The organism is Candidatus Enterococcus myersii (genome assembly GCF_017316025.1).
Lineage (GTDB): Bacteria > Bacillota > Bacilli > Lactobacillales > Enterococcaceae > Enterococcus_C > Enterococcus_C montenegrensis.
In genome coordinates, this window is record NZ_JAFLVT010000001.1 from 219,526 (window position 1) to 236,947 (window position 17,422).

Sequence of the window (17,422 nt, forward strand, 5' to 3'; positions counted from 1 at the left end):
CTTTGGGAAGAAAAATTGCAAATGAAAGTTTATTAAAAAATGCAAGACTGCATTTTTATCCCAAGCAGGATTGTAGTATGATACTAGATAACAAGTTGTAAGGCGCCTATTTAGTTTAAAATAAGCAATCTTCATAGGTTTATAAGGAGTGAAAAATATGATTGAGTTACAGGATTTGGGAAAAGATTACGGTAAAAAGACAGCATTACAAAATTTGACGCTAACCATTAAAGAAGGGGAAATTTTTGGCTTTTTAGGTCATAACGGAGCCGGAAAGTCCACGACAATTAAAAGCTTAGTCAGTATTATTGAACCAACCAGAGGTCAAATTTTATTTGATGGCAAAGAACTTTCTGAAGATCGGCTGGCGATAAAAAAGAAAATTGGCTACGTACCAGATTCACCAGATATTTTCTTGCAATTATCAGCAGGAGAATACTGGGATTTGATTGCTGCGGCTTATGAATTAGAAAACAAAGAAACGCGCTTAAAAGAATTAGTTGAATTATTCAGTATGGAAAATCACATCGATGAAACATTGGCGAGTTTTTCCCATGGAATGCGGCAAAAAACAATTATTATTGGTGCTTTATTTCCAGATCCAGACATTTGGATTTTAGATGAACCAATGCAAGGGTTAGATCCGCAAGCTTCTTTTGATTTAAAAGAATTGATGAAAAAACATGCCGCCAAAGGAAAAACCGTCATTTTTTCAACCCATGTTTTAGATACAGCGCAACAGTTGTGTGATGAACTGGCCATCTTAAAGGAAGGAAAACTAATTTATAATGGTTCCGTGACGGACTTATTAGCTGAAAATCCACAGGAATCCTTAGAGGCGGTTTATTTGAAAATGGCAGGGCGTAAAAACAGTGAAGAGATTGTCAAGGAGTTGGCAGGTGATGGTGATGAGTAAGCAATTAAAGAGTTTAATTGCCACCAGCTTACGTTACGCGAATCCCCAAGCTACCGATCGGCTACGGAAAAAAGGACGTAAGAACTTATCCCAAGCGATTATTAACCAGTATCTGTTGTCTGGTTTGGTCTTTTTAGCAGTCTATGGCTCGATGCTTTTTATGACTGACTTTGCCAAAATGCCCGGAACATTTACGTATTTTGCGATGCTTTTTTTCTTATTAGGACTATCCCAAGGGGTAAGTATTATTTACAATATTTTCTTTGAGAGTAAAGATTTGGGCAGTTATCTACCGCTGCCATTTAAACAAAGTCAGATTTTTATTGCTAAAAATATCGTGGTGGCCTTATCAGTAGTCCCCTTCATCATTCCTTTACTTATCTTGTTTTTTCTAACGAGTTTAAAAAGTAAACTAAATATCGTCTTAGCTGGTGTGATTAGTAGCTTATTGTTTATTGTTGTTTTGTTAATTTTATTTGCAATTTGTAGCTTGATTGTTTTTGGTATAACGAAGACCAAAGTTTTCCAAAAGCATAAGAAATTAATGACCACTCTTCTTTTATGGGTGACAATGGCGCTGGTTATTATTGGGATTATGTTGATGAATCAAGATACAGCTGACAGCTATGTAGCAGATCGTAATATCATATTGCCAATGCTGCCACTCTTTCATATTACCCATGCGCCTTTTTCTAGCGAGGGATTAATAAGTATAGTTGGTGTAGTAGGCTTTTTACTTATTTTAGCTTTCTTGGTGAAGTGGCAGATTTTACCACAGCTTTATGAACAAGTGACCAATATTTCCTCTACAGAACAAGTAGTGCGGCGAAAACATAAGAAAAATCAAAACTTGCAACAGATTTTACGTCGGTATAATTTCGAATTGGTAAAAAATCCCTCTTTGATTACCCAAGTACTGTCTTCCTCGTTGGTTTTTCCAGTGGTCTTTATAGCTACTTTTGCTTTGAATGGCAGCTTAAGTTTGCGTGATCTGCCTTTAAAATATGTCGGGGTAGCCTTTTTTGGTGGGATAGTTTTAGCTTTAATAACAATTAATCAAACTTCTTTTGTCGGCAATTTAATTTCTTTAGATGGAGAAAATTATACGTATATGCAGACATTGCCTGTGAGTCGCAAGGAATATTTGGTAGCTAAATTTAAAACAGGACTGCTTATTCAAGGTGGGATTACCTTAATTTTATCCCTAGCTACGGGTCTTGTTTTACAAGGCTCATTATTCTTTATTGTATCGTTTGTGCTTGGCAGCTTATTGGGTACGCTTTTGTTGTCACAATTTTATTTTGTGCGAGATTATCGACTGCTTTTAGTAGACTGGACGAATTTTACACAGCTTTTTTTACGAGGCAGTGGTCGCGTTGGGTTAATTTTTATGATGTGGGGCAGCATGATTTTAGGGGCAGTTTTAATTGGCGGTTATGTGGCCTTGTTAAACCTTATCGATGCAACTTTAGTCAATGCAGTCGTTGCTCTAGGTATCATAGCTGTTGGTTTGTGGCTCATGTATTATTATCGCCGTAATTTCTGGCAAAAAGTAGACCAGGTGTCTTGGCAGAGAAAAATTGATCTAGCAAGGCAGAAAAAAATAAAGTGATTAGTTGTTAAACCAGCGTATTTGCTTTAAAATAAAATAAAAACTAAAGGAGCTTTTACAATGGGCAAATTTCAAGTAATCGATCATCCATTGATCCAACACAAATTAACAATTATTCGTGATAAAAATACAGGTACAAAAGTATTTCGGGAAGTTGTAAACGAAATCGCGATGTTAATGGCGTATGAAGTATCACGGGATATGCCACTAGAAGATATTGAAATTGAAACACCAGTTGCACAATCTACGCAAAAAACATTAACTGGTAAAAAAGTTGCGATTGTGCCAATCTTACGGGCTGGCTTAGGCATGGTAGACGGTATCTTGGAATTAATTCCAGCTGCTAAAGTAGGTCACGTTGGGTTATACCGCGATGAAGAAACATTACAAGCACATGAATACTTCTTCAAAATGCCAGAAGATATTGATAATCGTCAAATCTTTGTTGTAGATCCAATGTTAGCAACCGGTGGTTCTGCCATCATGGCAATTGATTCATTGAAAAAACGTGGGGCTTCAAATATTAAATTTGTTTGTCTCGTTGCGGCTCCAGAAGGCGTGCGGGCGTTACAAGAAGCCCATCCAGATATTGATATCTTTACTGCGGCTTTAGATGACCATTTAAACAAACACGGCTATATCGTTCCTGGCCTAGGGGATGCTGGTGACCGTTTGTTTGGTACAAAATAATAATTTACAAAAAAACGCTGACTTTAAAATCAGCGTTTTTTTTGTAAGAAAAAATAATAATAGACACAAAATATAGAATTGTGTAGATGAAACGGCACAATATATTGTGGATAAGTCTGTTGATATGTGCATAAGTTAGTTTTTATTATTTTTTATTTCGAAAGCCTTGAATTAAGAAAATGAAGATGAAGAAAAAGAGAGCCTCCCATAAAGTAGTTGTCCAACTAAAGCGCTCGCTGATTCCAAATACAAAGTTACCAATATTCGAAATAAAAAGATAAACTAAAGTACAGATAGCAGCATAAAAAAGTCTTTTCATCATAGTTATCACCTCGTATCTTCATTATAGAAGAAAGGATACAAAAGTGTAAACGTACAAAAATAAATAAAAGAGGTCATTTCGTTTTTATGTTAACGGTGTTCGTTTTTTATGGAGCTTTTGAGGAATAGCCTGTTCATCAATTCTATTTGGTCCTTTGCGTACTCTTTTTATACTGATGGTTGCTTTAACGTAAGAGTTTGGAACTAATGGCGTGGGATTATCTTGAGAGATTGATACATCTCTTATTTCAGTCGTACCATCTTCTTTGACAAAAATTAATTTGTAGTCATAGGAATACCAAGAAGAGCGATCACCAACTGAAGTTTCAGCCTTATGTTCAAGTTTGGGTGGAACTTCTTTTGGAACTAAGCGTAAGCTGTTTTTCCAACATAGGTTGAGTGATAGTAGTCGTAAGCTTTGTAGCCCATAAAACCTAAAAGAACTAGAATGATTAACCCTGTTATTTTTCTCGTTTTTATCAATCCTATCTACATAATATGAATAATATTATAGCTAATGCGTGCTGTTAATAATCTTTCATCCTACTAACAATTTAAAAAGGGAGATTATATAGCTAAACATAAAAAAAGCCTGTCTCAAATTTGAGACAGGCTTTTTTGTCTAGTTATGCCAGCTGCAGGGATCGAACCTGTGACCTACGCGTTACGAGTGCGTTGCTCTACCTACTGAGCTAAGCTGGCAGTACGTTAGAAATTATAGCAAAAATAAAATATTTGTAAAGGCAAAACCCTTCTATGAAACAAGGACTTAGAAAATTTTCACAAAGTGTGGTATACTAGTATTAATTAAAGGGAGGTTTTCTATAGTGGCAAGTTTTGGTAAGTTTGAAACAACAATCATTCCGTCAGATGCAGGTAAAGGATTTCAGGTCGATACCCATGTGAAATTTACAATTTACGGAAAACCGCAGACCGGTACCGTCACGAAACAGTTAAAAAATTCTGCAGTCGTTGAAATTGACGAAACGGGTGATAATCAACAATTAATGACACAAAGTAATGGTGTGATGATTATCAATTATAAAGAACTGGAAAAACTAAAATAGTTTTCTTACGGCTTAAGCTGGCAGCACTTGTTGGCTTAAGTCTTATTTTTTTATCCGCAAAATTTATGGAACTAGGTTTATGACGATCCTTTTTTATACAATTTTTCAGGTCTTTTTTTAGGCCGTATAAGTAAAGTTTTTAAATTTTTCCTAGGGTCTAATTCCCTTCTTTTCTTTCTTTTCATTAACAACTATAATGGGGAAGTGTACTTTTTTACTCGATTTTTAGTTTATATTATCTAACGTAGGAAAAACGCTGCTGCAATCAGCCAGCAGTGTCTAGCTTTACAAACGAATCTTTTAGATGCGAAGGCAAAATTTTACGTAAACGTAAATGAATGTAGGAGTTTAGCGAGCTTTTACTGTCGTATCTAATTTTTAGAAGTTTGCAAAGTCTTTTTGGAAAGAAGAGGAAGCATGGAAAATAGACGAGCAAGAAATGATAATCGGATTGATTATGGCGTGATATTGCCAGTCTTTCTGTTGTGTTTAATCGGGTTGGCAGCCTTGTATGTCGCCTTGACCCATGATCGTAACAATCCTAATGTATTGGCCGGTGTTGCCAAACAAGCTGTTTGGTATGGGGTCGGTACAGTAGCGGTTGTGGTGATTATGCATATGAAATCAAAGTGGATTTGGAAGTTGACACCCTACATTTATGGTGCCGGTCTAGTGATTATGACCTTATTATTGAAGTTTTACGACCGAAATTTAGAAAGTGTCACGGGTTCTAAAAACTGGTTTACTTTTGGGCCGGTAAATTTCCAACCCGCCGAACTTATGAAAATTGCGTTAATTTTGATGTTGGCATTAGTCGTAACGACGCACAATGTGAAATACCGTAATCGTAATTTACCTATAGATGGTCTTTTGATATTAAAGATTTTAGCTGTTTCACTGCCAGTCTTGGTTTTAGTGATGTTGCAAAAAGACTTTGGGACCATGTTGGTGTTTGTAGCGATTATCGGGGGCGTTTTTTTGATGTCTGGAATATCCTGGCGCATTTTAATTCCGCTAATTGCGATTTTTGCGATTGTGGGTGGGGGTACGATTTTCTTAGTGACAACTGAGGTAGGACGAGATCTTTTGTATCACGTCGGCTTTAAATCCTATCAATTTGCCCGCATCGACTCATGGTTAAATCCTTTCCATGATATGCAAGGAAATTCTTATCAGCTAGCATATGGCTTACTTGCTATTGGTTCTGGTGGGATGACAGGAAAAGGCTTTAATGTTAGCGATGTTTATGTACCAGTCAGAGAATCTGATATGATTTTTACGATTATTGGCGAAAATTTTGGCTTTATTGGAAGTGCGTTTGTCATCCTCTTGTATTTCATTTTAATTTATCATATGATTCGCGTGTGCTTTGATACAAATAATGAGTTTTATGCTTACATTGCTACTGGTATTATTATGATGATTTTATTTCACGTTTTTGAAAATATTGGCGCCAATATTGGTCTTTTGCCATTAACGGGGATTCCATTGCCCTTTATTAGTCAAGGTGGCTCGGCTATTTTAAGCAATATGATCGGCATCGGCCTCATTTTATCGATGCGTTACCAAGCAGAGACGAAAAAAGAGGAAAAAGATGCTACTTTAGCTTAAACGTGGTAAAGTGAAAGCGGAAATAAAAGTAAAGGAGCAATGCTATGCTGACTTTATATTGGTATCCAAAATGTAGTACGTGTAAAAAAGCAAAAGCTTGGTTGGATTCACAAGAAATTGCGGTTCAAACCATTGATATGGTTCAAAATCCACCGACTGCCGCAAGATTAATGCAGTGGATGGAAGAAAGTGATTTGCCAGTACGCCGCTTCTTTAACACAAGTGGTATGAAGTATCGTGAAATGGGTTTAAAAGATCAAGTGCCCAATTTATCGATACAAGAAGCTAGCGAATTATTGGCAAGTGATGGGATGTTAATCAAACGTCCAATTTTAGTGCGTGACGACAAACTTTTGTCGATTGGCTTTAAAGAAACTGAATATGAAGGGGTCGCGAAATAAGATGCAACAAAAATGTTTGAAAACAAAAGATAATTTGTGGGTATTGTACAATGGAAATGAGTATGTCGTTGGTTTAACGGAAGCTGCGCAATCTGATTTAGGTAAAGTAACCTTTGCCTCATTGCCAAAAGCCGGTCAAACGTTTAAACAAGGCACACCGCTAGTTGAAGTGGAAGCTGAAAAAGCCGTGCAAGAATTTCCCGCACCTCTAACAGGGACGATTTCTTCTGTGAATGAAAAAGCGCTAGAAAATATTGACGTTTTAAATGATGAAGATGAAATGAATGCGTGGTTGGTGGCATTTAAAGATGTCGATGCCACAGAATTCAACGAACTGTAAAATTTTTCTGAAAATAATTGACAGGCGATTTTTAGCTTGTTATAATTTCACCAATAACTTGAAAGCTTTGAAAAGAAGAGTACATGTCACCGACATTTCACAGAGAGCCTGGAGATGCTGCAAACAGGTAATGAAGGTAAGATGGAAGATGGTCTTTGAGCAGAATAAGTGAGCCACTGGCAAGCTTATTACGGGGGTGCCCGTTATAGCACGACAGTATGCACCAAGAGGTAAGTACTGGATAAGGTTATAGTTGTGAGACTATAACAAATTAAGGTGGTAACACGAAATTGCGACAGCTTTTCGTCCTTTTGTAATTGAAAGAATTACAAGGATGGCAAGCTGTTTTTTTATGGCTTGAAGTATGAAAAAAAGAAAGAGGCTGAAAAAATGGCTTTAATCCAATTAACGGATGTCAAAAAGAGTTTTAATGTCAAAAAACAGACAATCCAGGCTGTAGACGGTGTTTCTCTGACTGTTGATAAAGGTGACATCTATGGTATTGTCGGCTACTCTGGTGCTGGTAAATCGACATTGGTTCGCCTGTTAAATGGGCTAGAATTAGCAACTGACGGCAGTGTTGTCGTTGATGGACAAGATATCGGCAAATTGAAGAGCAAAGAATTACGTGAGTTTCGTAAAAACGTGGGAATGATTTTTCAACATTTCAATCTCTTGTGGTCCAGAACAGTTCTAGAAAATATTGAATTACCGATGGAATTAGCAGGGATTAAAAAAGAGAAGCGGCAGCAAAAAGCCAAAGAACTTCTTGCATTAGTAAATTTAGAAGGTCGAGGAGATGCTTATCCGGCACAATTATCCGGTGGGCAAAAGCAACGGGTAGGAATTGCTCGAGCGCTAGCCAATGATCCTAAGATTTTACTTTGTGATGAAGCGACGAGTGCGCTAGATCCGCAAACGACCGACGAAGTACTGGACTTATTATTAGATATCAACCAGAAATTAAACTTAACAATTGTATTAATTACCCATGAAATGAACGTCATCCGCAAAATTTGTAATAAAGTAGCGGTGATGGAATTGGGTAAGATTGTGGAAGAAGGTCAAGTTTCTGAGGTCTTTCGTAATCCTAAACAGGCTGTTACCAAACGTTTTGTTCAACAAGACTTACAGCCAAGTGAAGAACCAAAAGAAGTTTTACAAGAATTTATCGCTGAAAATCCTAATGGTGTGTTAGCGACGTTAATTTTTAAAGACGATAATGCCAATGAACCGGTAATCTCACAAGCAATTCGCAAATTTGATGTTGATATTAACGTCGTCTATGGGAATATTCGGCAATCAAAAGACAACTCTTTTGGCTCTTTGACGGTCTTGATTACCGGAGACGACGACGCGGTTAATGGAACCATGGCATTCTTTTCTGCCCAACAAGTAGGAGTGGAGGTGTTGCATCGTGGATAAGAGTTTTGCTGAAACATATTTAAATTTTGACAAAGTCGATTGGGCAAAGATGCAAACATCCACCGTTGATACGCTTTATATGTCAATTGTTTCCATGGTTGTGGTTTTTGTTTTAGGAATTTTGTTAGGCTTATTACTATATAGCTTAGGACGAAAAAAAAGTGCCGGTTACCAAATTTTATATAATGTGGTGTCCATCATCAGTAACATCTTTCGTTCTACACCTTTTATGATTTTAATGGTATTAATTATTCCATTTACCAAAACGTTGGTGGGGAGTATGATCGGTGCTAGTGCAGCCTTACCAGCTTTGATTTTATCGGCGGTGCCATTTTATGCTCGCCTAGTGGAAATTGCTTTTCGCGAAGTTTCTTCAGGGGTGATTGAAGCCGCCAATGCGATGGGGGCTAACTACTGGCAGATTATTTATAAAATTTTAGTGCCTGAAAGTATGCCGGCTTTGGTTTCTGGCTTTACCGTGACATCTGTTTCTATGATTGGTTTTACCGCTATGGCTGGTGCAATCGGCGCTGGTGGCTTAGGTTCTCTTGCTTGGTCAGAAGGATTCCAATTAGGCAATCAAACGGTCACTTTAGTTGCAACGGTGATTATGTTACTAATCGTTTTTGTTGTTCAAGGCTTGGGAGATTACTTCACGCAAAAATTAGACAAGCGCTAATTGCGGCGAAGTTTCACAATTAAATTATTAAATTGTAGAGGAGAAATGAAAATGAAAAAATTATTTGGTTTAGCGACAGTATTGCTTGCAACAATTACGTTAGCCGCTTGTGGCAATGGCGGATCAAAAGATGAGAAAGCTAGTTCTTCATCAGATGCCAAAGAAACAAAATTAATCGTTGGGGCGACAACAAGTCCTCATGCGGAAATCTTAAACGAAGCCAAACCTTTATTGAAAAAAGAAGGCGTGGACTTGGAAGTGAAATCTTTTACCGATTACACATTGTTAAATAAGTTATTGGCAGAAAAAGAAATTGATGCCAACTATTTCCAACACAAACCGTATTTCAATGACCAAGTCAAAGAAAATGGTTATGACTTTGTCGATGCAGGTGCCGTTCATATTGAACCGATGGGCATTTATTCAAAAGGTATTAAAAGTGTAGATGACATTAAAGAGGGTACGACTGTCATTACTTCAAACTCCAATACTGACTGGGGTCGTATCTTAACAATTCTTGAAAATGCGGGCCTAATCAAATTAAAAGACGGTGTTGAAAAAACAACTGCGACCTTCGATGATATTGCTGAAAACAAAAAAGACTTAAAATTTAAACACGATATCGACCCAGGTTTATTGGTTCCAACCTATGAAAATGAAAAAGATGCCTTGGTTGCAATTAATGCGAACTTTGCTTTAACTGCTGGTTTAAATCCAGAAAAAGATGCCTTGATGCACGATGATGATAATTCACCCTATGCTAACATTATCGCAGTACGCAAAGGTGATGAAACGAAACCTGCAATTAAAAAATTGTTGGAAGTATTACACAGCGATGAAGTGAAAAAATTTGTTGACGATAAATGGAAAGGCTCTGTTAAAATCGTTGACGCAAAATAATAAAAAATAAGTAAAGGCGCACTTACGAAGTCGTGAGTTGCGCCTTTGTTTTTTTGTTTAAGATAAGGGATAATAGCCTAGAAGTAATGACTAAAAATTTAGCTTAAAAGGAGCAAAAAAATGGGAAAAGTTGCTTTAATTGGTGCAGGCCCAGGCGATCCTGCTTTAATCACTTACCACGGATTGCGAGCCTTGCAAAATGCCGATATTATTTTTTATGACCGCTTATTAAATCCAATTTTATTATATTTAGCCCCTGAGGATGCCAAACTTGTTTATGTAGGAAAAGCACCTGAACACCATGCCTATACCCAAAGTGAAATTCAAGAAAAGTTAATTAGTGCTACTAAAAAATATGATAATGTTGTCCGATTAAAAGGCGGTGATCCCGGTATTTTTGGCCGCGTTGAAGAAGAGGTGCAGGCTTTAGCAAAACACGGGATAGAATATGCAGTATATCCAGGTATAACCAGTGCTTCTGGTGTATCTGTCTATGCCGGATTTGCGATTACAGAGCGCCATGTCAGTGAAAAAGTGTTTCTAGCTACACCGACAGCCCAGTTGCAAGAATTTGCCCAAGAGCCTTTAGCTCAACTTTCTGCTGGTGGAACAATCGTTTTATACATGGGAATGGAAAAATTAGTAGCTGTCGTTAAAATTATGTTAACCCAAGGTGCCAGTGAAAGTCTGCCTGTTACAGTTGTGGAGTGGGGGAGTTGGGGGCGACAAAAAAAAGTTGTGGCAACACTTGCAACAATTCATGAAACAGTGGAAAAAGCTGGTTTGCATAATCCTGCATTGATTTTTATTGGACCAGTAGCAGCAAAAGCGGCGACAAAATCCTGGTTTGAAGAATTACCCCGTTTTGGTCAAAAAACGATTTTAGTCAGTGAAAAAAAACTTACTTTTGATGAACTGTTAACTTATACCGATCAAGGTGCAGACTTGTATCCCGTTTTTGTGGGGGCAGCATTTGATGAACGGTTTATTTCTTTACATCAACGTTTATTGTTACCCCTTTTAAAAGAAGAGTACGAAATCATCTACCAAGGCAAAAATGCTCCAGCATTATTTCAAGACTTCCTAAAAGAAATTAAAGGAGGCCAAAATGGACGTTAAAATTGGTACTAGAAAAAGTCCCTTAGCTCAAATTCAAACGGACAATGTGATTGCGCGTTTACAAAACTTATTTCCGGAACATCGCTTTTTAAAAGTGTTACTTACAACTACCGGTGATAAGGATCAAACAACCGCTTTAAGCCAAATGGCAGGACAAGGTGTTTTTGTTAAAACTATTCAGCAAAAGCTATTGACTGGCGAAATTGACTTGGCCGTTCATAGTGCGAAAGATTTACCTTCCACAGAGCCAGAAGGGTTAACTTTAGCGGCATTTCCCGAACGTGCACCGGCAGGGGATGCTTTAATTTTACGCAATGAGTTTACTACATTAACAGATTTGCCTGAAGGCGCTGTGATTGGTACTGGCAGTTTACGCCGCCAATTTCAACTATTGTCGCTACGTCCGGATTTTATGATTAAGTCTTTGCGGGGCAATATCGATACGCGTTTAAAAAAATTAGCCCAAAAAGAATACGACGGTATCATGATGGCTCAAGCTGCACTACTACGCCATCCCAAAGCTTTAGGTGATTTTAAACTGCATCAAGTTTCCTTAGCGTTAGATGAATTTTTGCCAGCTGTCGGCCAAGGTGTGATTGCAGTTGAAGCTGTGAAAAATTCACCTGCAGCAAAAATCGCCGCAGCTATTGATGACAAAAATGTGCGAAGCGCAATTACTTGTGAGCGTGCGTTTTTATCTGTCTTTGGGGTTGGTTGTAACGTTCCACTAGCCGCTCATGCCAAAGTGATTGGGGAGAAAATTGAACTGAGCACAATGTTAGGCAGTAAGACAGGTGCATCTTATTCTCTTGTTCAAGTTGGTGCTAATCCGGTGATTTTAGGGCAGAATAGTGCACGAGCATTGCAAAAACTGGCTAATTGGCCACTAGAATAAATGAGAAATAACTAAGATCCAAGACGAGGAAGTTTTCGTTTTGGACCTTTTAATTTATAATCATTCTAAATTGAAAATTATTGATTTTATAATAATAAAAGAATAAGCAAATTTATTGAGGGAAGTTTGCTTATCATTCTCAATTAGCGTAAAATGAGTGAGAATGAAAATGATGGAGGCGAGACGATGGCAACGTTAGAAATTAAAGATTTACATGTAGCAATCGAAGATAAAGAAATTCTAAAAGGTGTTAATTTGACGCTGAAAACTGGCGAAATTCATGCCATTATGGGACCAAACGGAACAGGGAAGTCTACTTTATCTGCTGCGATTATGGGAAACCCTAATTATGAAGTAACCAAAGGTGAAATCCTGCTAGATGGTGAAAATTTATTGGAGATGGAAGTTGATGAACGAGCACGGGCAGGGCTATTTTTAGCAATGCAATATCCAAGTGAAATTCCAGGCATCACCAACGCAGAATTCATGCGGGCAGCAATTAATGCAAAACGAGATGAAGACAATAAAATTTCAGTCATGGAATTTTTAAAAAAGCTAGATAAAAAAATGGAATTATTAAATATGCCAGAAGAAATGGCAGAACGTTACTTGAATGAAGGATTTTCCGGTGGGGAGAAAAAGCGTAACGAAATTTTACAACTATTAATGTTGGAACCAACTTTTGCTATTTTAGATGAAATTGACTCAGGTCTTGATATCGATGCGTTAAAAGTAGTGGCAAAAGGGGTCAACGAAATGCGCGGCGATGATTTTGGTGCTTTAATCATTACCCATTATCAACGTTTGTTAAACTATATTACGCCTGATGTCGTTCATATCATGATGGACGGTCGCGTTGTTTTAACAGGTAACGCTGACCTTGCCAAACGCTTGGAGGCAGAAGGTTATGCTGGAATCAGCAAAGAATTAGGTATTGATTACAAGGAAGAAGTTTAAAAAGGAGGTCAATTAGATGACAGAATTGAAAAAGCTACTGGCTGATGTGACCACCTTTTCTGCTTATAAAGAAGAACCAGCTTGGATGTTGGAAATGCGTTTGCAGGCTTTAGAACAAGTGGACGAATTAGCTTTGCCACAAATTGAACGGGTTCGTTTTCACCGCTGGCCACTATTAAATATAACCAGTGACCATTTAAGTGGAGAACCAAAAGAAACAAGTGTCCCCTCTTTTGATGTCATGCAGGACAATCCATTATTAGTACAAGCAGACGACACTACTGTTTTTGAACAGTTACCCCAAAATTTAGTGGATCAAGGTGTTATCTTCACGGATATTTTTACTGCCATGCAAGAATATCCCGAATTAGTTCACGAGTATTATATGAAAAAAGCAGTGACACCTTTTGAAGATAAATTAACTGCTGCCCATACCGCTTTTATGAATAGTGGCGTGTTTTTATATGTTCCTAAAAATGTAGTGATTAAAGAACCAATCGAAGCGATTTTAAATCAATCTGGTACAGAGCATTTCTTTAAACATATTTTAATAGTGGCAGATGAGCATAGTGAGTTTACTTACTTGGAGCGTTTTAATTCTGAAAAAGAAGTAGCACAAAAACAAGCCGCTAATATTATTGTAGAAGTTATCGCCAAAGCTGGGGCCAAAGTGAAATACTCTGCAATTGACCGCTTAGGTGTAGACTTGACGACGTATTTGAATCGTCGTGGTTACGTAATGCAAGATGCCATGGTAGATTGGGCAATTGGTGTCATGAATGACGGGGATGTCGTAGCAGACTTTGATACAGATTTAGTTGGCAATGGGGCCCATTCTGAAATTAAAGTTGTTGCCATTTCAGCAGGCAAACAAATTCAAGGGATTGATACCCGGGTTACCAATAAAGCACCACATTCTATCGGCCATATCTTGCAACACGGTGTAATCCGTGAAAAAGGTACGTTAACCTTTAACGGTATTGGTCATATTTTAAAAGGGGCCAAAGGTGCAGACGCGCAGCAAGAAAGTCGCGTATTAATGCTTTCTGATAAAGCTCGTGGCGATGCTAACCCAATTCTTTTGATTGATGAAAATGAAGTCACTGCCGGACACGCAGCCAGTGTTGGTCGCGTTGATCCAGAAGAAATGTACTATTTAATGAGTCGTGGTTTGCCTAAAACAGAAGCAGAACGCTTAGTTATTCGTGGTTTCTTAGGTTCTGTTATTACAGCAATTCCAGTGAAAGAGGCCCAACAAGAATTTATTGAAGTGATTGAAGGGAAGTTGAATCGATGATTGATGCCCAAAAATTAAGACAAGATTTTCCAATCTTACATCAATTGGTCAACGATGAACCACTCGTTTATTTAGACAATGCCGCGACAACACAAAAGCCTGAAGCTGTGTTAGATAAATTGACTGCCTATTATCATCAAGATAATGCGAATGTTCACCGTGGTGTTCATACCTTAGCAGAACGTGCAACACAAGCTTATGAAGGTGCCAGAGAAAAAGTACGTACTTTTATTAATGCCAAAGAAACAGCAGAGGTTTTGTTTACGCGAGGCACAACGACTAGCTTAAACTGGGTTGCCAAAAGTTTTGGCGCTAAATTTGTTGAAGCTGGTGATGAAATTGTCATCTCTTATATGGAACATCATTCCAATATCATTCCCTGGCAGCAATTGGCGCAACAAAAAAAGGCTAAATTAGTTTATATCGATATTACGCCAGAAGGTTATCTTGATTTAGCTGATGCCAAGCGTAAAATCGGACCAAAAACTAAAATTGTTTCGATTGCCCATGTTTCAAATGTTTTAGGTGGGATTAATCCAATTGAAGAATTGATTGCTCTAGCCCACGCAAATGATGCTGTTATGGTCGTAGACGGCGCACAATCTGTTCCCCACATGAAAGTGGATGTTCAACAATTGGATGCTGATTTTTATGCCTTTAGTGGTCATAAGATGTGTGGCCCAACTGGTATTGGTGTTTTATATGGCAAACGTCGATGGTTGGATCAAATGGAGCCTGTGGAATTTGGTGGCGAGATGATTGATTTTGTTAATTTATACGACAGTACATGGAAAGAATTGCCTTGGAAATTTGAAGCGGGTACACCTAACATTGCCGGAGGAATCGGCCTAGGAGCAGCAGTTGATTATTTGTCTGCCATTGGGATGGATGAAATCCACGCTTATGAACAAAGCTTAGTAGACTATGTCATGCCTAAATTACAAGCAATTGACGGTGTCACAGTTTATGGCCCGCAAGATCCACAAGATCATACCGGTGTTATTGCCTTTAACATTGACGGTCTTCATCCCCATGATGTGGCAACCGCGCTAGATATGGAAGGCGTGGCAGTTAGAGCAGGACATCACTGTGCGCAACCATTATTGAAGTACTTGAATGTACCTGCCACAGCTCGGGCAAGTTTCTATTTTTATAATACAAAAAAAGATGCGGATCGCTTAATTGATGCGATTCATAAAACAAAGGAGTTTTTCCAACATGGCACTATCTAAACTAGACAATTTGTATCGCCAAGTCATCTTAGATCATTCTAGCCATCCTCATCATAGAGGGACGTTGGGAAAATCTAATGTGACAATTGAAATGAATAACCCCACTTGTGGCGACGTCATTCATTTGGAAGTTGAAGTAAACGATGGAATTATTTCGAATATTGCCTTTGATGGCAGCGGCTGTTCGATCAGTACCGCCAGTGCTTCTATGATGACTGACGCAGTTATTGGCAAACCATTATCAGAAGTCGGCAATTTAGAGCAGATGTTTTCTGACTTGGTGCAAGGAAAAGACGTAGCTGATGCTGAAAAATTAGGAGATGCCGCAATGTTAAGCGGCGTCGCAAAATTTCCAACGCGAATTAAATGTGCGACTTTAGCTTGGAAAGCATTGGAAAAAGCAGTCGTTGAAACAAACAGTGGCATTGCCGAAACAAGTTCCATACATTCCCATGAAGAAGATATTTTAGGGGAAAATAAATAAGAAGATGTGGCATTGATTTCAGAGAAAAATCAATACCTAAATAAAGTAAGGAGTAGTGATCGCATGGGTGTTCCTGAATTAGAAGAATACAAATTTGGCTTCCATGATGACGTCAAACCCGTCTTTAGTACCGGCGAAGGTTTAACCGAAGAAGTTGTTCGGGAGATTTCAGCAGTTAAAGGCGAACCAGAATGGATGTTAGATTTTCGCTTGAAATCACTGGCAGCATTTAACAAAATGCCGATGCAAAAATGGGGTCCAGACCTTTCAGATATTGATTTTGGCAAAATTAAATACTACCAAAAAGCAAGTGATAAACCAGCTCGTGATTGGGATGATGTTCCCGATAAAATCAAAGATACCTTTGAAAAAATCGGAATTCCTGAAGCCGAACGGGCATACTTGGCGGGCGCGTCTGCTCAATATGAATCTGAAGTGGTTTACCACAACATGAAAGAAGAATTTGAAAAATTAGGGATTATCTTTACGGATACAGACTCAGCCTTAAAAGAATATCCTGAATTATTCAAAGAATATTTTGCCCAATTAGTACCACCAACTGATAACAAATTAGCTGCCCTAAACTCAGCTGTTTGGTCAGGGGGGACATTTATTTATGTACCAAAAGGCGTTCGGGTGGATACACCATTGCAAACATATTTCCGGATTAATGCCGAAAATACGGGACAATTTGAACGAACATTAATTATCGTTGATGAAGGCGCTAGCGTTCACTATGTTGAAGGGTGTACCGCTCCGACGTATTCAAGCAACAGTTTACACGCAGCGATTGTTGAAATTTTTACTAGAAAAGATGCCTACTGCCGTTATACCACAATTCAAAACTGGTCTGACAATGTCTACAACTTGGTAACAAAACGTGCGAAAGCTTACGAAGGGGCTACAGTAGAGTGGATTGACGGTAACCTCGGTGCAAAAACCACAATGAAATATCCAAGTGTTTACCTAGACGGCGAAGGTGCGCGCGGCACCATGCTTTCAATCGCCTTTGCAGGGGCCAACCAAATTCAAGATACCGGTGCTAAAATGATTCACAACGCACCTAACACTTCAAGCTCAATCGTTTCAAAATCTATTTCAAAAGATGGCGGCGAAGTGAACTATCGCGGACAAGTAACCTTTGGTAAGAAAAGTACCGGTTCAGCTTCTCATATTGAATGTGACACGATTATTATGGATGAACTATCAAAATCTGATACCATTCCATTTAACGAAATTCACAACAGCCAAGTATCACTTGAACACGAAGCCAAAGTTTCAAAAATCTCTGAAGAACAGCTGTACTATTTGATGAGCCGCGGCCTATCAGAATCCGAAGCCACCGAGATGATTGTCATGGGCTTTGTCGAACCATTCACCAAAGAGCTCCCAATGGAATACGCCGTCGAACTAAATCGTTTGATTAGTTATGAGATGGAAGGGTCTGTGGGGTAATACTTAAATACAGGCTAGGAA

General features: G+C 38.4%; 18 protein-coding genes, 1 tRNA gene and 1 other annotated feature. Of the genes, 17 read left to right on the forward strand and 2 right to left on the reverse strand.

Translation table 11 applies throughout. The features are described 5' to 3' along the window. Nucleotides 1-157 precede the first annotated feature (157 nt). Genes JZO76_RS01040 through upp form a run of 3 tightly spaced genes read left to right on the forward strand, consistent with a single transcriptional unit; the run spans nt 158 to nt 3,218 of the window. On the forward strand, nt 158-916 hold the full coding sequence (locus JZO76_RS01040) for an ABC transporter ATP-binding protein (protein WP_206902318.1): 759 nt from the start codon (nt 158-160) through the stop codon (nt 914-916). Then, nucleotides 903-2,528 (forward strand): ABC transporter, encoded by a 1,626-nt coding sequence (locus JZO76_RS01045; RefSeq protein ID WP_230710188.1) that lies wholly within the window; start codon nt 903-905, stop codon nt 2,526-2,528. The genes JZO76_RS01040 and JZO76_RS01045 overlap by 14 nt, the downstream gene beginning before the upstream one ends. 60 nt (nt 2,529-2,588) lie before the next feature. After that, nucleotides 2,589-3,218 carry a uracil phosphoribosyltransferase gene (upp, locus tag JZO76_RS01050; RefSeq protein WP_173102291.1) on the forward strand — a complete coding sequence of 210 codons (630 nt, stop codon included), beginning with the start codon at nt 2,589-2,591 and terminating at the stop codon, nt 3,216-3,218. 406 nt (nt 3,219-3,624) lie between these two features. Here upp and JZO76_RS14220 read toward each other — a convergent pair whose 3' ends face one another. Then, complete coding sequence (locus tag JZO76_RS14220) at nt 3,625-4,023, reverse strand: DUF1093 domain-containing protein (protein WP_347401451.1); 399 nt, start codon at nt 4,021-4,023, stop codon at nt 3,625-3,627. A gap of 145 nt (nt 4,024-4,168) precedes the next feature. Then, nucleotides 4,169-4,241: transfer RNA gene (locus tag JZO76_RS01060), tRNA-Thr, on the reverse strand. 125 nt (nt 4,242-4,366) lie between these two features. Here JZO76_RS01060 and JZO76_RS01065 point away from each other — a divergent pair. The 14 genes from JZO76_RS01065 to sufB all read left to right on the forward strand — a co-directional run bounded on the left by JZO76_RS01065 (nt 4,367) and on the right by sufB (nt 17,401). Next, the gene (locus JZO76_RS01065; RefSeq protein ID WP_173102292.1) at nt 4,367-4,606 is read left to right on the forward strand and encodes a hypothetical protein; all 240 of its coding nucleotides are present in this window, start codon (nt 4,367-4,369) and stop codon (nt 4,604-4,606) included. A 417-nt stretch (nt 4,607-5,023) separates the two neighbouring features. After that, on the forward strand, nt 5,024-6,217 hold the full coding sequence (locus JZO76_RS01070; protein WP_206902319.1) for an FtsW/RodA/SpoVE family cell cycle protein: 1,194 nt from the start codon (nt 5,024-5,026) through the stop codon (nt 6,215-6,217). Nucleotides 6,218-6,261: 44 nt separating this feature from the next. Continuing rightward, nucleotides 6,262-6,618: an arsenate reductase family protein gene (locus JZO76_RS01075; protein ID WP_206902320.1), complete on the forward strand. Its 357-nt coding sequence runs from the start codon at nt 6,262-6,264 to the stop codon at nt 6,616-6,618. 1 nt (nt 6,619) lies between these two features. Then, nucleotides 6,620-6,958: a glycine cleavage system protein H gene (locus tag JZO76_RS01080; protein ID WP_206902321.1), complete on the forward strand. Its 339-nt coding sequence runs from the start codon at nt 6,620-6,622 to the stop codon at nt 6,956-6,958. A gap of 58 nt (nt 6,959-7,016) precedes the next feature. Continuing rightward, nucleotides 7,017-7,272: a binding site (T-box leader), on the forward strand. A 76-nt stretch (nt 7,273-7,348) separates the two neighbouring features. Then, on the forward strand, nt 7,349-8,383 hold the full coding sequence (locus JZO76_RS01085) for a methionine ABC transporter ATP-binding protein (RefSeq protein ID WP_206902322.1): 1,035 nt from the start codon (nt 7,349-7,351) through the stop codon (nt 8,381-8,383). Next, nucleotides 8,376-9,062 (forward strand): methionine ABC transporter permease, encoded by a 687-nt coding sequence (locus tag JZO76_RS01090; RefSeq protein WP_206902323.1) that lies wholly within the window; start codon nt 8,376-8,378, stop codon nt 9,060-9,062. The genes JZO76_RS01085 and JZO76_RS01090 overlap by 8 nt, the downstream gene beginning before the upstream one ends. A gap of 51 nt (nt 9,063-9,113) precedes the next feature. Beyond that, complete coding sequence (locus JZO76_RS01095; RefSeq protein WP_206902324.1) at nt 9,114-9,962, forward strand: MetQ/NlpA family ABC transporter substrate-binding protein; 849 nt, start codon at nt 9,114-9,116, stop codon at nt 9,960-9,962. 120 nt (nt 9,963-10,082) lie between these two features. Further along, a complete protein-coding gene (gene cobA, locus JZO76_RS01100; RefSeq protein ID WP_206902325.1) occupies nt 10,083-11,081 on the forward strand; it encodes a uroporphyrinogen-III C-methyltransferase in 999 nt (332 codons plus the stop codon). Beyond that, nucleotides 11,071-11,976 (forward strand): hydroxymethylbilane synthase, encoded by a 906-nt coding sequence (gene hemC, locus JZO76_RS01105; protein ID WP_206902326.1) that lies wholly within the window; start codon nt 11,071-11,073, stop codon nt 11,974-11,976. The genes cobA and hemC overlap by 11 nt, the downstream gene beginning before the upstream one ends. A gap of 186 nt (nt 11,977-12,162) precedes the next feature. Continuing rightward, nucleotides 12,163-12,933, forward strand: a complete 771-nt coding sequence (gene sufC, locus JZO76_RS01110) for a Fe-S cluster assembly ATPase SufC (protein ID WP_206902412.1) — start codon at nt 12,163-12,165, stop codon at nt 12,931-12,933. A gap of 16 nt (nt 12,934-12,949) precedes the next feature. Beyond that, nucleotides 12,950-14,230, forward strand: a complete 1,281-nt coding sequence (gene sufD / locus JZO76_RS01115; RefSeq protein WP_206902327.1) for a Fe-S cluster assembly protein SufD — start codon at nt 12,950-12,952, stop codon at nt 14,228-14,230. After that, nucleotides 14,227-15,462, forward strand: coding sequence for a cysteine desulfurase (locus tag JZO76_RS01120; RefSeq protein ID WP_206902328.1), 1,236 nt, complete (start codon nt 14,227-14,229; stop codon nt 15,460-15,462). Before sufD ends, JZO76_RS01120 begins: the two co-directional genes overlap by 4 nt. Beyond that, nucleotides 15,449-15,946, forward strand: a complete 498-nt coding sequence (gene sufU / locus JZO76_RS01125; protein ID WP_206902329.1) for a Fe-S cluster assembly sulfur transfer protein SufU — start codon at nt 15,449-15,451, stop codon at nt 15,944-15,946. The genes JZO76_RS01120 and sufU overlap by 14 nt, the downstream gene beginning before the upstream one ends. 63 nt (nt 15,947-16,009) lie before the next feature. Next, nucleotides 16,010-17,401, forward strand: coding sequence for a Fe-S cluster assembly protein SufB (gene sufB, locus JZO76_RS01130; RefSeq protein ID WP_206902413.1), 1,392 nt, complete (start codon nt 16,010-16,012; stop codon nt 17,399-17,401). Nucleotides 17,402-17,422: the final 21 nt, after the last annotated feature.